Source organism: Janthinobacterium glycogeni (genome assembly GCF_051380725.1).
Classification (GTDB): Bacteria; Pseudomonadota; Gammaproteobacteria; order Burkholderiales; family Burkholderiaceae_D; genus Janthinobacterium.
In genome coordinates this window covers 377826-392694 of sequence record NZ_JBNYXP010000006.1, presented here as the reverse complement: position 1 = coordinate 392694, position 14869 = coordinate 377826, and the positions used below count along the sequence as shown (strand labels likewise).

The 14869-nt window shown below is 63.2% G+C and carries 13 protein-coding genes; 10 read left to right on the top strand and 3 right to left on the bottom strand.

Features of this window, described 5'->3' with window-relative positions:
- Positions 1 to 10: 10 nt before the first annotated feature.
- Genes hemN through ccoS form a run of 4 tightly spaced genes read left to right on the top strand, consistent with a single transcriptional unit; the run spans position 11 to position 4858 of the window.
- Positions 11 to 1459, top strand: a complete 1449-nt coding sequence (gene hemN / locus ACQ4W4_RS16885; protein ID WP_436542955.1) for an oxygen-independent coproporphyrinogen III oxidase — start codon at positions 11 to 13, stop codon at positions 1457 to 1459.
- A gap of 9 nt (positions 1460 to 1468) precedes the next feature.
- Positions 1469 to 2236, top strand: coding sequence for a sulfite exporter TauE/SafE family protein (locus ACQ4W4_RS16880; RefSeq protein WP_436542954.1), 768 nt, complete (start codon positions 1469 to 1471; stop codon positions 2234 to 2236).
- A 10-nt stretch (positions 2237 to 2246) separates the two neighbouring features.
- The gene (locus tag ACQ4W4_RS16875) at positions 2247 to 4676 is read left to right on the top strand and encodes a heavy metal translocating P-type ATPase (RefSeq protein WP_436542953.1); all 2430 of its coding nucleotides are present in this window, start codon (positions 2247 to 2249) and stop codon (positions 4674 to 4676) included.
- The gene (gene ccoS / locus ACQ4W4_RS16870) at positions 4676 to 4858 is read left to right on the top strand and encodes a cbb3-type cytochrome oxidase assembly protein CcoS (protein ID WP_436542952.1); all 183 of its coding nucleotides are present in this window, start codon (positions 4676 to 4678) and stop codon (positions 4856 to 4858) included. Before ACQ4W4_RS16875 ends, ccoS begins: the two co-directional genes overlap by 1 nt.
- Here the strand turns inward: ccoS and ACQ4W4_RS16865 are convergent.
- Positions 4846 to 6183 (bottom strand): hypothetical protein, encoded by a 1338-nt coding sequence (locus ACQ4W4_RS16865; protein ID WP_436542951.1) that lies wholly within the window; start codon positions 6181 to 6183, stop codon positions 4846 to 4848. The genes ccoS and ACQ4W4_RS16865 overlap by 13 nt on opposite strands.
- Before the next feature lie 134 nt (positions 6184 to 6317).
- Positions 6318 to 8453: a T6SS effector phospholipase Tle3 domain-containing protein gene (locus tag ACQ4W4_RS16860; protein ID WP_436542950.1), complete on the bottom strand. Its 2136-nt coding sequence runs from the start codon at positions 8451 to 8453 to the stop codon at positions 6318 to 6320.
- Between the two features lie 246 nt (positions 8454 to 8699).
- On the opposite strand from ACQ4W4_RS16860, the gene ccoN reads away from it, so the two are divergent.
- The 6 genes from ccoN (at position 8700) to ACQ4W4_RS16830 (ending at position 13886) form a co-directional block, all read left to right on the top strand.
- Entirely contained in the window at positions 8700 to 10127 is a 1428-nt protein-coding gene (gene ccoN, locus ACQ4W4_RS16855; RefSeq protein WP_046681775.1) for a cytochrome-c oxidase, cbb3-type subunit I, read from the top strand.
- Positions 10128 to 10142: 15 nt separating this feature from the next.
- A complete protein-coding gene (gene ccoO / locus ACQ4W4_RS16850; protein WP_070223252.1) occupies positions 10143 to 10757 on the top strand; it encodes a cytochrome-c oxidase, cbb3-type subunit II in 615 nt (204 codons plus the stop codon).
- Position 10758: 1 nt separating this feature from the next.
- Positions 10759 to 10962, top strand: a complete 204-nt coding sequence (locus ACQ4W4_RS16845) for a cbb3-type cytochrome oxidase subunit 3 (protein ID WP_034752515.1) — start codon at positions 10759 to 10761, stop codon at positions 10960 to 10962.
- A complete protein-coding gene (ccoP, locus tag ACQ4W4_RS16840) occupies positions 10955 to 11875 on the top strand; it encodes a cytochrome-c oxidase, cbb3-type subunit III (RefSeq protein WP_436542949.1) in 921 nt (306 codons plus the stop codon). Before ACQ4W4_RS16845 ends, ccoP begins: the two co-directional genes overlap by 8 nt.
- 4 nt (positions 11876 to 11879) lie before the next feature.
- Positions 11880 to 13262 (top strand): cytochrome c oxidase accessory protein CcoG, encoded by a 1383-nt coding sequence (gene ccoG, locus ACQ4W4_RS16835; RefSeq protein WP_436542948.1) that lies wholly within the window; start codon positions 11880 to 11882, stop codon positions 13260 to 13262.
- 99 nt (positions 13263 to 13361) lie between these two features.
- On the top strand, positions 13362 to 13886 hold the full coding sequence (locus ACQ4W4_RS16830; RefSeq protein WP_436542947.1) for a FixH family protein: 525 nt from the start codon (positions 13362 to 13364) through the stop codon (positions 13884 to 13886).
- Positions 13887 to 14023: 137 nt separating this feature from the next.
- Here ACQ4W4_RS16830 and fnr read toward each other — a convergent pair whose 3' ends face one another.
- Positions 14024 to 14782 carry a fumarate/nitrate reduction transcriptional regulator Fnr gene (fnr, locus tag ACQ4W4_RS16825; RefSeq protein WP_086137410.1) on the bottom strand — a complete coding sequence of 253 codons (759 nt, stop codon included), beginning with the start codon at positions 14780 to 14782 and terminating at the stop codon, positions 14024 to 14026.
- Between the last annotated feature and the right edge of the window lie 87 nt (positions 14783 to 14869).

The window sequence follows — 14869 nt, the reverse complement described above, 5'->3', positions numbered from 1 at the left end:
AAAACACATCATGCCTACACTCCTCAGCAGTGCTTCCGCCGACCTGGACGCCGTCGTCGAATTCGACCCGGTCATCATCGGCAAGATGAGCCAGTCCGGCCCCCGCTACACGTCGTATCCGACCGCCGACCGTTTCAATGCCGACTTTGGCTACGGCAATTTCCTCGAAGCGCTGGCCGCCCTGCGCATGCGCGGCGGCCGCCGTCCGCTGTCGCTGTACGTGCACGTGCCATTCTGCGACACCCTGTGCTACTACTGCGCCTGCAACAAGATCATCACGAAAGACCGCAGCAAGGCCGCCACCTACCTCAGCTACCTGAAACAGGAAATCGCCATGCAGGGCAAACTGTTTGCCGGCATGAACCAGATCGAACAATTGCACTTCGGCGGCGGCACGCCGACGTACCTGAGCGAAAAGCAGATGGACGAACTGATGGCGCACCTGCGCCAGCATTTCGAGTTCGCTTCCGATGAAGACGGCGAATATTCGATCGAGATCGACCCGCGCACCGTGTCGCGCGAGCGCGTGTTTTCCCTGCGCGCGCAAGGTTTCAACCGCATCAGCCTGGGCGTGCAGGATTTCGACGCCGACGTGCAAAAAGCCGTCAACCGCATCCAGCCGGAAGCGGAAACGGTGGCCATCATGCAGGCGGCGCGCGACGCCGGTTTCCGCTCGATCAGCATCGACCTGATCTACGGCTTGCCCAAGCAAAACCTGGACACGATGACGGAAACCCTGCGCAAGGTGATCAACGCCAGCCCCGACCGCATCGCCCTGTACCACTACGCGCACATGCCGCATTTGTTCAAGCCGCAGCGCCGCATCCTCGACGCCGACATGCCCGACAGCGCCACCAAGCTGGCCATGCTGGGCCTGTGCATCGCGCGCCTGACGGCCGCCGGCTATGTCTACATCGGCATGGACCATTTCGCCAAGCCGACGGACGACCTGGCCGTGGCGCAGCGCCAGGGCCGCTTGCACCGCAATTTCCAGGGGTATTCCACGCGCGCGGAAGCGGACCTGATCGCCTGCGGCGTGTCGGCCATCAGCTCCGTCGGCGCCGTCTACAGCCAGAATGAAAAGACGCTCGACGCGTACTATGAAAAGCTCGACGAAGGCGTGCTGCCGATCGCGCGCGGCATCAAGCTCGATACCGATGATTTACTGCGCCGTATCATCATCCAGATGCTGATGTGCAACTTCGAATTGTCGATCGCCACCATCGAGCAGGCGCATCCCGTGAAATTCCGCAGCTACTTCGCCACGGAACTGGAAAAGCTGCGCGAACTGGCGCGTGACGGCTTGCTCGTCATCGAGGAAGACTGGCTGACGGTGACGCCGAAAGGGCGCTTGCTGATCCGCAATATCTGCATGGTGTTCGACCGCTACCTGACCATGGCGCGCGCGAACGCGGCGCCGGACGCGGTGCAGCCGCTGCGCTACTCGAAAACGGTGTAACACCGCCCGATGAACGCCCTCAGCCTCGTGCCCATGTTCCTGGTCGGCATGGCCGGCAGCGTGCATTGCATCGGCATGTGCGGCGGCATCGTGGGCGCCCTGTCGATCAGCGGCGGGGCACCGGCGCCGACGCGTCCCGTGATCGCCATCGCCGTGGCGCGCCCGGCATTGCAGACAAGCGTGCAGACGAACGTGCTGCGCGTGCTGGCCTACAACGGCGGGCGCATCGCCAGCTACATGCTGGCCGGCGCCCTGGCCGGCAGCCTGGCCGGCGCCGGCATGCTGCACCTGGCGTCACTGCAAGTGGCCGGCTACTGGCTGGCCAACCTGATGCTCGTTGCTTTGGGCCTATACCTGATGGATGCCTGGCGCGGCCTGGCCCGGCTGGAAGCTGCCGGCAACGTCGTCTGGCGCCGCGTGCGTCCCCTGCTGAAACCGCTGATGCCCATGGATACGCCGCTCAAGGCGCTGGCCGTGGGCGGCCTGTGGGGTTGGGTGCCGTGCGGCATGGTCTACAGCGCGCTGCTGACGGCCATGATGCAAGGTTCGGCATTGAGCGGCGCGGCCACGATGGCCGCCTTCGGCCTGGGCACCCTGCCCACTTTGCTGGGCATGGGCTTGCTGGGCACGCGCTTGCGCACGCAGATGCAGCGCCGCCCCGTGCGCATCGCCAGCGGCTTGCTGGTGCTGGGCTTTGGCTTGCTGGGCCTGCTGCGCGCCGCGAATGGCGTGTCGCTGGGCTGGCTCGACGCCCTGTGCGTCACGGGCCATCCATGAAAAGAATCGTATGAATGCTGTTTTACAAACCTCCGCCTGCTTCCATTGCGGCTTGCCCGTCCCGGCCGGCTCGAACTGGCTCGTCACCATCGACGAGGTGCCGCGCGCCATGTGCTGTCCCGGCTGCGAAGCCGTGGCGCAAACCATCGTCGACATCGGCCAGAGCGCGTATTACCGCGACCGCGACGAATATGCCGTCAACGCGGCCGATGCGACCATGGTGCCGCCCGAGCTGCGCCTGTACAGCAATGACGACGCGCAATTCGCGCGCGACGCCAGCAGCTGCGAAGCGACCCTGTCCGTCGAGGGCATCCGCTGCGCCGCCTGCGTCTGGCTGATCGAACGACAATTGACGCGCCTGCCCGGCGTGCAGGCGGCCAGCCTGAACGTCGCCACGGAGCGCCTGTACGTGCGCTGGAGCCGCGCGCAGTGCGAGCCGGGCGACATCCTGCAAGCCGTGCGGCAAGTCGGCTACACGGCCTATCCGTATGACGCCGTGCGCCATGGCGAGCGCCTGCAAAAGGCCAGCAAGACGCTGGGCCGCCAGCTGTTCGTGGCGGGCCTGTCGATGATGCAGGTCATGATGTACGTGGCGCCCGCCTACCTGGCCGCCGAGGACGGCACCCTGGACGACAGCATGGCCAGCCTGATGCGCTGGGCCAGTTTATTGCTGACCCTGCCCGCCATCTGCTATTCGGCCATGCCGTTTTTCCAGGGCGCCTGGGCCAGCCTGCGCGCGCGCACCCTGGGCATGGACGTGCCCGTCGCGCTGGGCATCCTGGCGGCCTTCTTCGGCAGCGTGGTGGCGACGTTTACGGGCCGCGGCGAGGTGTATTACGACTCGGCCACAATGTTCATCTTCCTCCTGCTGTGCAGCCGCTATTTCGAGCTGCAGGCGCGCCGCAAGGCCGCCTCGGCGCTGGAGCGCTTGCAGCATGCCTTGCCCGCGTCCGCCTCGCTGATGGCGGACTTTCCGGACAACCGCGCCACCGCCCTGGTGCCGGCCGGCAGCCTGGCCGTCGGTGACATCATTTTAGTCAAACCGGGCGAGGCGATCGCCGCCGACAGCGTCATCATCGAAGGCACGAGCGCGCTCGATTTATCGCTGCTGACGGGCGAGAGCGCGGCGCAGCGCCGCAAACTGGGCGAGCGGGTACCGGGCGGCGCGATCAACGCCAGCGCGGCACTGATCTTGCGCGTACTGAAACCGGCGCGCGACAGCACGCTGTCGGACCTGTTGAAACTGATCGAGCGGGCCGGCAGCGGCAAGCCGCAGATCGCGCAGTGGGCCGACAAGGTCGCCGCCTGGTTCGTGCTGGGCCTGCTGCTGTTCGCCGTCGCCGTGTTCGCCTTCTGGAGCTGGCACGACCCGTCGCAGGCGTGGCCCGTGGCCATCGCCGTGCTGGTCGTGTCGTGCCCGTGCGCGCTGTCTCTCGCCACGCCGACGGCGCTGGCGGCCGCCACCGACAGCCTGCTGCGGCGCGGCGTGCTGATCGTCCAGCCGCACGTGCTGGAGACCCTGCACCGCGCCACCCACATCGTCTTCGACAAGACGGGGACATTGACCCTGGGCCGGCCCGTGCTGAAACAGATCGAGGGCCTGGACAGCATGACGGAAGACAACTGCCTGCAGGTGGCCGCCACGCTGGAAGCGGGCAGCGCCCATCCGCTGGCGCAGGCGATCCTGGCAGCAGCGGGAGAAACGCCGCGCACGCATGCGGAGCACCTGCAGGAAGTGCAGGGCCAGGGCCTCGAAGGCGTCGTCGACGGCGTGCGCTACCGCCTGGGCAATGCGGCCTTTGTCGCCGCCATCGCGGGTCCGCCGCTGGGCGACACGGCCGTCGGCATGCAGGGCATGACGCCGCTGTACCTGGGCACGCAGGGCCGCTGGCTGACGCGTTTCCTGCTCAGCGACGCGCTGCGCCCGGAAGCGCGCGACGTGGTCGCGTTTTTCCAGCGGCGCGGCAAGCAAGTCGTGCTGCTGAGCGGCGACCAGGAAGCGCTGACGCAAAGCGTGGCGACGGAACTGGGCATCAACACGGCGTGCGGCGAATGCCTGCCCGATGAAAAGCTCGATTTCGTGCAGCAATTGCAGGCGACGGGCGCCGTGGTGGCGATGGTCGGCGACGGCATCAACGACGCCGCCGTGCTGAGCGGCGCCGACGTGTCCTTCGCCATGGGTTCCGGCGCCGCGCTGGCGCAGGCGCATGCGGACACGGTGCTGCTGTCAAGCCAACTGGTGTCCGTGCTCGACACGGCGAAAACGGCCGCGCGCAGCATGCGCATCATCCGCGAAAACCTGGGCTGGGCAACCCTGTACAATCTGACGGCCATCCCGGCCGCCGCGCTGGGTTACCTCAACCCCTGGCTGTCTGGCGTCGGCATGGCTGCCAGCTCGGCCGTCGTCATCGCCAACGCCCTGCGCCTGCGGAAAGTCTAATGGAAGCTCTCTACCTCCTCATCCCCTTGAGCGTCTTGGTCGTCTTTATCGCCCTGTGGGTGTATTTCACGGCCTCGGACAGCGGCCAGTTCGACGACCTCGTCGGACCGGGCCTGCGCGTGCTGCAGGACGACGATACGCCGCCGGAAGCGGCCGCCCCGCCGGCTCCTCAGCGCGAATAGCCCTGCGACCCCGGCCGCGCATCGAAGCGCCGGCCCCACCACGGCAGGAACACGGTATTGCCGCCGCGCGCGCGGAACCACGGCTGCTCGTGGCCGACGGGCCGCACGACGGCCGGCGGCGCCACCACCAGCGCGGTCAATGTCTGCGCGTCGCTGGTGCCCGCCACCAGGACGGGCCGGCCCACGTGGTTCGCGTGGGCGATGGCCAGCGCCACGTTCGTCAGCGCCGTGCCGGCGCCCGTCTCACCCAGGAGCGCCGGCATGTTGAAGGTTTGACGGTTGAAATCGAAGTCGGGCAATTGCTCCGTCAGGCTTTGCGCCAGCGGGCCAATCCGCTCTGACGAAACAGGATAGGTGCTGCCCGCATCGTGGATGACGTAGCCGATGGCGTCATCGGTCAATTGCGCATTGCGCGCGGCGGCGTCGATGGCGCCGCTCCAGGCCTGCACGGCGCGCGGGGACTGTCCCTTGCCGGCGGCGAAATCGGCGGTGCTGCGCGTGGCGGGAAAGCCCAGCCACGCCAGCGGCGCGCGGTCCGTCTGATAGCTCGGGCCGGCCAGCACTAGCAAGACCATGTTTTCATTGATCTGCTCATCCTTGGGCGGATAGCTGGGCGCGTCCCAGTTCATCACCCACACCGTCTTGTCGGGGTTCGCCTGCAGATACGCCAGCCCCGCCGCCAGGGACGTAAAGCCCGCATTGGCGCCGCCCATCGTCACGCGCACGTCGGGCGGCGTGGCCGTGGTCCAGGAATCGGGGAAGGAGGGATTGCCGATGCTGAAGGCGCGCCTGATTGTATCCTGCGCATATTTTTCGGCTTGTATGGGATCGAGACGTTCCGCAGGCAGCGCGTATTCGACGTGGATGCCAGCCAGTTCGCGACGCGTGGATTTGTCGGTCAGCGAATGGGCATTGTAAAAATACTCTTTGCTGGAAAAATAGATGTCACGAAAGCGATAAATTAACTCGGCAACGTATTGCTGATGGTATCCTTTAAAGGTTTCTGTCCCATCATTACCATAGGCAATCATGCCTATCGATTGCACCTTGCCAAAGCGCACGGGATTCTCTTTCACTTTGCTATCGTCCTTGTTTGGCTTCGCCAGGCCCAGTGTCCACAACAGTTGCCATTCCGTCGGATAGTCGCGCCGCTGCAGGGGATTGAGCCACTGCACGCCGACCACCTGAGCCATGTACCGCGATTCTGGCGCAGCGGATGCGACGGCGGCAGCCGGTGCCGCGACGGGCGCCTTGCTGGCGCAGGCCGAGGTCAGGAAAAGGACGGCAAGCGCCAGCACTGCCGGCATCAATAACAGTCGTTTCATCAGCAATCCTCCTTCAAGAGGAACATCGATTGGCCCGGTCTGCAATACCGACCAGAATGCAATACCAGACGCCAGACCGAATACGACCATGCTCCAGCCCAGCCTGCGCGGAAGAGTAGCAATCAAGTTGTACATCAAGATGTCTCCGGGCGCTTGTACATGCGCTCATCCACAATTTCAGAAGGCATGCTTCCCGTGCTGCCACCGTTGCGCACCCAATCCAGCAATGGCAGTTCATTGAACGTTCCCGTCAAAAAATACTCACGGAGTATTTTCAATGGCAGCATTTCATTACCGGTGATTAAAAGACGCCAATCTGCCGCGATACGCAGTTGTCGCATCGCCTTCTCGCTGATATGGCACACCCCAATCGCCACGTCGTACGCCAGCGCCTTTTCCGCGTGCCCGGGATTGCTCAGGATGGTGGAGTGGTCGGTCGCATGCGTGTCGCAGGTGGCCACCAGTTGCGCGGCGATTTCCTGGCGGCGCCATTGCAGATATGCCGGCGTGGCGGTCGACAGGTCGTCTTCCATCATCGCCTTGCCGTCATTGCCGTCGAGCTTCTCGCGGCGGGCCTTCATGCGCAGGCGGGCATGGTCTTCATAGCGCAATGCCGCCTCGGTATCGCGGTTGCCCTGCGGCGCGGCGCCCACGCCGTCATCGGCGTACGGGTCGCCTTCCTGGCGCGCCTTGCCCGCATAGCGGTGCGTGCCGGGCGGATCGATATCCTGGTCGAATTGGGGGCTGGGTACGCCAAAGCGCATGGCCTGCGGTGCAAACACTTCCGGCAAGGCGGGCGCCGTCACGGGGATGCGCCAGTCGTCGGGCGGCACGGCATTGATGGGAGTCTTCAGCATCTTCATGAGGGCCGACGTGGCCGCGGCCGTGCGCACGGTCGCCGCCTTGCCTGCCGCGCTGGTGCTGGCGCGCACGCCTTTATTCGGGTCGTATCTGGAGATCGGCGAACGGGGATGCCAGAAATCGGCGCTGCCCCGCGCGGGGTGGCGATAGTGGTTGCTCCAATAGTCATAATCGCCGTGCTGGCCAACGGGAAAGCCTTGCGCAAACACCCGCTGGCTGAAGACGCCGTCGCCGCGCGTGGCCTTGATCTCCTCGGCGCTGAGCCCCAGCCAGCCGATGCCCTGGATGGGCGTGGCGGAAATCACCTGGTCGTGCGGATTGCAATACAGGGTGACGCGGCCGCGCGTGGTGGGCTGCGGGCCGCAGGCATAGGCGGCCCGGTCCTTCTCCAGGGTGAAAGCATGGCGCACGTTGGCAGCCATCTGCGCCAGCGCGGTGGACAATGGCGGCTCTGTGGCCTGGCCGCGCACGATGTCGAAGAATGCCGCCAGGGTCTGGCGGCGCGCCTCGCCGCTTTGCCGGCCCACATTGCCATCGACATCCTTGACTTTCCCCTGCAGCCAGCCTTCCGTATCGTTTCTGCGCAACAGGCTGTACGGAGGATTGCATAAAACATAAGTATCGGCCACGCAACGGCCGCTTTTGCCTGCCGCATCTTTCACGTCAGCCATCTTGTTGCCCAGAAACGCGGCCGCCATGCCCACCATATTGCCCTGGCTGTGGCAGACGAGGGTAATCGGCACATCGGCCTGCTGCTGGCGGATGGCAGCTACCAGATGCGCCAGGCGCAAAGCCGCCAGCACGAAGTAGGGGCGCGGCGGGCAGGCATACACGATGCGGTCGTTAACGGGATTGAGGTGTTCGATATGGATGAACAGGAAGAGGGCGTCCGACAAACCCTCGCCCCACAGATCCGGCAGCGAGGAGCAGCCATTGGCGAACGGGCCGCCGCCCCAGTAAGCGTGTTCGTTCAGGTAGACCGAATCGCCATACGCCTGCAACTCCTTGTCGCTGGCCTTGTAGCCCCAGCGGAACTGGATCACGGGCGAGAAATGCGCTTGCGGCCCGATGAAGGTGCTGGCCGTATAGTCGGGATCGACATAGCCGTCATCGCTCAACTCGCTCCGGTAGCGCAGCGGCGTCAATTGTCCGGCCTCGGGCGTGGCGTGGCACAGGTGCTCGTCGCAGCGCTTCATGCGCGTGTTCAGGCCGGCGCACAGGCCTGCTTCGGCCGCGCGGTACCACTCGCCGTCGGAATTGACGCCATGCACGAAGATGACGATGCCCGGCGACGGCATCTGCTGCAGGCAATCGAGCAGGCAGTGACTGAACAGGGTTGTGCCCTCGGCCTTGCCCACGACCATGTCCACCTGGGCATCAAACGGATCGCGGCGTTCGGGGTCTTCCATGGCGGGCCTTGGGCGTGTCTGGACAAGCCACTGTAGGCCATTGCTTCCATGCACGTTTTACGCCATGTCAAGCCAGCCGTTGCAGGGATCTTGCATGGCTTTTTTGATCGAAATATCACTTTATTTCGATGCCAGTTCGCTACGCTTATTTCATCCGGGGAATTTTGATCCACATCAAAGTTTTTTCCCGGTCAAACACTTACTCTCTGGCCACCATCATAAATAGTAATTCCAGGGAGAGTCTTTGTGGATCAATCGCTGAACTATAACTACAAGATCGTGAAGCAATTCGCGGTCGCTACTGTGGTATGGGGCATCATCGGCATGCTGGTTGGCGTTATCATCGCCGCTCAGCTGGCCTGGCCTGCCCTGAACCTCGACATACCTTGGCTGACATACGGACGTTTGCGTCCGCTGCACACGAATGCGGTGATTTTCGCCTTCGGCATCTGCGGCCTGTTCGCCACCTCGTACTACGTTGTCCAACGCACCTGCCAGGTGCGCCTGTTTTCCGACAAACTGGCCGCCTTTACCTTCTGGGGCTGGCAAGCCGTGATCCTGTGCGCGGTCGTCAGCCTGCCCATGGGCCTGACCCGCGGCAAGGAATACGCCGAGCTGGAATGGCCGATCGCCATCCTCATCGCCGTCGTCTGGATCGCCTACGCCATCGTCTTCTTCGGCACCCTGATCAAGCGCAAGGTCAAGCACATCTACGTGGCCAACTGGTTCTTCGGCGCCTACATCCTGGCCGTGACGATTTTGCACGTGGTCAATGGCGCCGTCATGCCAGCCTCGTTCACCAAGTCGTATTCCGCCTACGCGGGCGTGCAGGACGCCATGATCCAGTGGTGGTACGGCCATAACGCGGTGGGCTTCATCCTGACCGCCGGCTACCTGGGCATGGTCTACTACTTCATCCCGAAACAGGCCGAGCGCCCCGTGTACTCGTACCGTTTGTCGATCGTCCACTTCTGGGCGCTGATCTTCACCTACATGTGGGCGGGCCCGCATCACCTGCACTACACGGCCTTGCCTGACTGGACGCAATCGATCGGCATGGTCTTCTCGCTGGTCCTGCTGGCGCCAAGCTGGGGCGGCATGATCAACGGCATCATGACCCTGTCGGGCGCCTGGCACAAGCTGCGCACCGATCCGATCCTGAAATTCATGATCGTCTCGCTGTCGTTCTACGGCATCGCCACCTTCGAAGGTCCGATGATGTCGATCAAGACCATCAACTCGCTGTCGCACTACACCGACTGGACCGTTGCCCACGTGCATGCGGGCGCCCTGGGCTGGGTGGGCTTCATCACCATGGGTTCGATCTACTACCTGCTGCCGCGCCTGGCGGGCCGCACGCAGATGCACAGCACGCGCCTGGTCGACGTGCACTTCTGGGTGGCCACCATCGGCATCGTGCTGTACATCGCGGCAATGTGGATCGCCGGCGTGATGCAGGGCTTGATGTGGCGCGCGGTCAATCCGGACGGCACCCTGACCTACACCTTTGTCGAGAGCGTGAAAGCAACGTATCCGTACTACGTGGTGCGCGTGGCCGGTGGCCTGCTGTACCTGTCGGGTATGTGCATCATGGGCTACAACACCTGGATGACTCTGCGCGGCAGCAAACTCCCCGTCGCCCGCATTCCGGAACTGAACGCGGCGCACGCCTGATAGGAGCAAAAGCAAATGAAATTTTCACATGCATGGATTGAGAAAAACCCCTGGCTGCTGATCGCCCTGGTCACGGTGGTGATCAGCATCGGCGGCGCCGTCGAGATCGTCCCCCTGTTCTTCCAGAAGAGCACGACGGAACCGGTCGCCGGCCTGAAGCCGTATTCGCCGCTGCGCCTGGCGGGCCGCGACATTTACGTGCGCGAAGGCTGCTACAACTGCCACTCGCAGATGGTGCGTCCGCTGCGCGCGGAAACGGAACGCTATGGCCACTACTCGGTCGCCGGCGAGTTCGTCTACGACCGTCCGTTCCAGTGGGGTTCCAAGCGCACGGGGCCGGACCTGGCCCGCGTGGGCGCCCGCTACAGCGACGAATGGCACCGCACGCACTTGAACAACCCGCGCGACGTGGTGCCCGAGTCGAACATGCCGGCCTACCCATGGCTGGCGAAGACCAAGCTGGTGCCTGACGACATCATGCCGAAGATGCGCGCCCTGAAACGCCTGGGCCAGCCGTACAGCGACGAAGAGATCGCCGCCGGCCCCGCGCAGCTGCAGGACAAGACGGAAGAAGACGCCCTGGTCGCCTATCTGCAAGGCCTCGGTACATTAATCAAAACAAGGAATTAGCATGGCAATCGAAAACCTGTTTGACAGCGCCAGCAGCGTCATGACGGTGGTTTCCTTTACGACGTTCGTGGGCATCCTGTGGTGGACGTTCAGCCGCAGCAACAGCGACTTCGACGCGGCGGCACGCCTGCCGTTCGCCGACGACGCACTGGACTATCCGGCCGAGGCCGAGATGAACCTGGCGAAGGAGCATAACCATGGCTGACTTTACCAATGGCTTCTGGAATATCTACATCGTCGTGCTGTCCCTGCTGGGCATCATCGGCTGCGGCGTGCTGCTGTACTCGCAGTCGAAAGTGAAAGTGGCCGCCGGCGCCCCCGCCGACGGCACCACGGGCCACGTGTGGGACGAGGACTTGAAGGAACTCAACACGCCAATGCCGCGCTGGTGGATGTGGCTGTTCTACATCACCATCGTCTTCGCGCTGGCCTACCTGTTCCTGTATCCGGGCCTGGGCACCTACGCCGGCAGCCTGGGCTGGAAATCGACGGGCCAGTACGAGGAAGAGCTGAAGAAGGCGGAAGCCGACTACGGCCCCCTGTTCAACAAGTACCTGAGCCAGGATATCAAGACGGTAGCTGCCGATCCGCAGGCGCAAGCCATCGGCCAGCGCCTGTTCCTGACCTACTGCGCGCAATGCCACGGTTCGGATGCGCGCGGCAACAAGGGCTTCCCCAACCTGACCGACAAGGACTGGCTGTATGGCGGCGATCCCGACATCATCAAGACCACCATCATGCACGGCCGCAATGGGCAGATGCCGCCGATGGGCGCCGCGCTGGGTTCCGAAAAGGATGTCGAGAACGTGGCCCATTACGTGCTGAGCCTGTCCGGTTCCACGTCGGACCCCGTCAAGTCCGTGCTGGGCAAGGCCAAGTTCGGCGCCTGCATGGCCTGTCACGGCGCCGACGCGAAGGGCAACCAGATGCTCGGTGCGCCTAACCTGACGGACAAGATCTGGCTGTACGGCGGCAGCGCTGATACCATCATGGAAACCGTGCGCAAGGGTCGCAACAACACCATGCCGGCCTTCAGCGACTTCCTCGGCGAATCCAAGGTACACGTGCTGTCGGCGTATGTCTGGAGCCTGTCGAATCCCCAGACGCCCGTGAAATGATGTAATGGAACCTCAAGTCATCAAGATGTATGCGGCCCGCGAGCAAATCTACCCTCGCGAGGCCAAAGGACGCTACGCTACCTGGCGATGGGTATGCGTATGGCTTACCCAGCTCGCGTTCTACGGCTTGCCGTGGTTGACCTGGAATGGCAGGCAAGCCCTGCTGTTCGATTTGACCACGCGCAAGTTCTACATTTTCGGCGTCGTGCTGTGGCCCCAGGATTTCATCTATCTGGCGGCCCTGCTGATCATCTGTGCGTATTTGTTGTTCCTCGTCACGGCCATTGCCGGGCGGGTGTGGTGCGGGTTCTCTTGCCCGCAAACGGTATACACGGAAATCTTCCTGTGGGTCGAACGCCGCATCGAGGGCACGCGCAGCGCGCGCATGGCCCTCGACAAGCAGGGCCCCTCCGTGCGCAAGGCGTTCAAGAAGACGGCCAAGCACCTGGTATGGGGCGCCATCGCCCTGTGGACGGGCTTTACCTTTGTCGGCTACTTCACGCCGATCAAGGAACTGGCGCGCGAGGTGACCACCCTCAATTTCGGTCCCTGGGAATGGTTCTGGGTCTTGTTCTACAGCCTGGCAACCTACGGCAACGCGGGCTGGCTGCGCGAGCAGGTGTGCAAATACATGTGCCCCTACGCGCGCTTCCAGAGCGCCATGTTCGACCAGGACACCCTGATCATCACCTACGATGCCAAGCGCGGCGAACCACGCGGCGCCATGAGCAAGAAGGCCGGCAACAACGACAAGCTGGGCGACTGCATCGATTGCACCTTGTGCGTACAGGTGTGTCCGACCGGTATCGATATCCGCAACGGCCTGCAGTATGAATGCATCGGCTGCGCCGCCTGCGTCGATGCCTGCAACAGCGTGATGGACAAGGTCGAGCGGCCACGGGGGCTGATACGCTACAGCACCGACCATGCGATGGAAAACAACTTCAATTCGAAGCAGATCCGCCAGCGCGCCATGCGCCCGCGCGTGCTGATCTACACGTCCATCCTGGCCCTGATCATCATCGCCGTGTGTACTTCGCTGGCGCTGCGCACGCCGCTGAAAATGGACGTGATCCGCGACCGCGGTTCGATGGGACGCGAAGTGGAAGACGGCATGATCGAAAACGTCTATCGTCTGCAGATCATGAACACCTCCGAGCAAAGCCAGCATTTCAAAATCAGCGCTTCCGGCTTGCCGGGCCTGACCTTGCTGACGCGCGAAGAAGTGACCTTGCAGCCGACGGAAACGCTGGGCTGGCCGATCCGCCTGCGCGTGCCGCACGGCGTCGGCGAAAAGGGCTCGAACAAGATTGCGATCGAATTGCACTCGCTGGACGACCCGTCGCTGCATGTGCGTGAAAGCGCGGTCTTCATCGTGCCACGTTAACAAGGAAAGGCGGACGGGGACCGGCTGCCCTCGCCGCCACGAAGTTGCAGGAAGGTCAGTCCCCGCATGGGGACTGGCCGTTTACACAGGAGAAATACCATGTCCGACAGTCTGAAACTGCAACCTCCCGTTGCACCGTGGTACAAGCATCGCTGGCCATGGCTGCTGATGATCGGTCCCGGCCTGTCCGTGGTCGTCGGCAGCTTCATGGGCTATATCGCGTTTACGCAGCCCGACGCGCTGGTGGTGGGCGACTATTACAAGCAGGGCAAGGCGATCAACCAGGATTTGAAGCGCGACACGATCGCCAGCGACCTGGCCATGGATACGACCCTGTCATATGACGTCGCTGCAGCGCGCCTCAGCGGTTCCGTGCACAGCTTCGGCAAGGCGTACCAGAAGCCTTTGCTGCTGCACCTGGCGCATGCGACCCTGCCGGAAAAGGATATCAAGCTGCTGGTGCAGCCCGATGCGGCCGGCAATTTTTCCGTGGCGCTGCCGATGCTCGAGCGCAGCCGCTGGCAGGTGCTGGTGGAAAACGACAAACGCGAGTGGCGCCTGTCGGGCATCTGGACCTGGCCGCTGCAACGCAGCATCGCGCTGCATGCCGATGAGGAACTATAACGTACAGTGCCGGGAAAACCGTAGCGAGCGGCAGTGATTTGTGGCTGAGAAGCACAGCTGTGCTATGCACGGGGGCGCCGAGCCAGCGAGCATCGCAGGCCGCAAAGCGCGACGCGCAGTAGGTTTTGACGGTGCTGTTATTTGCAGACGTCCGTGCCGGCCGTAATAGCCTTCAACTTGGCCGGCTGCAGGATCTCGATCTCGCGGTTGGAGACGCGCAGCCAGCCTTCCTTCTTGAATTTCGACAATAAACGGCTGACGCTTTCGATGGTCAGGCCCAGGTAGTTGCCGATTTCCTCGCGCGACATGCGCAGTTGAAATTTGCTGGCCGAATAGCCGCGCGCTTCATAGCGCGACGCCAGGTTGACGATAAAGGCGGCAAAACGCTGCGTCGCCTGCATGTTGCCCAGCAACAGCATGACACTTTGCTCGCGTGTGATTTCCTGGCTCATCATGCGATGGAAATGGCGCAGCAGGGTCGGCATATTGCCCAGCAATTGTTCCAGGCTGGAAAACGGGATTTCACACACTTCGCTGTCTTCCAGCGCCACCGCATTACAGTGGTGGCGGTCGGCGCTGATGGCGTCCATGCCCAGCAGTTCGCCGGCCATCTGGAAACCCGTCACCTGCTCTTCGCCGCCAGGATTGATCTGGTAGGTCTTGAAGTGCCCCAGGCGGATCGCATACAGATTCTGGAACGAGTCGCCGATGCGGAACAGCGAAGCGCCGCGCACGATCTTGCGCCGGCGGCCGATGATCTGGTCGAGCCTGTCCATGTCGCCCACATCGAGGCCCATCGGCAGGCACAATTGATGCATGCTGCAGGTCGAGCATCGCGCACGCAACGCTTCCACGGTCACTGTGGGCAAGGTCGGAGTAAGGAGCGCTTCAGTCATGTCGGTACCTTTTAGAAAATGCAATAAGAAGTTTACTGCATACAGGGTTGCCGTGTGCCAATTTCACCGCAATTTCGGCGAATAAAC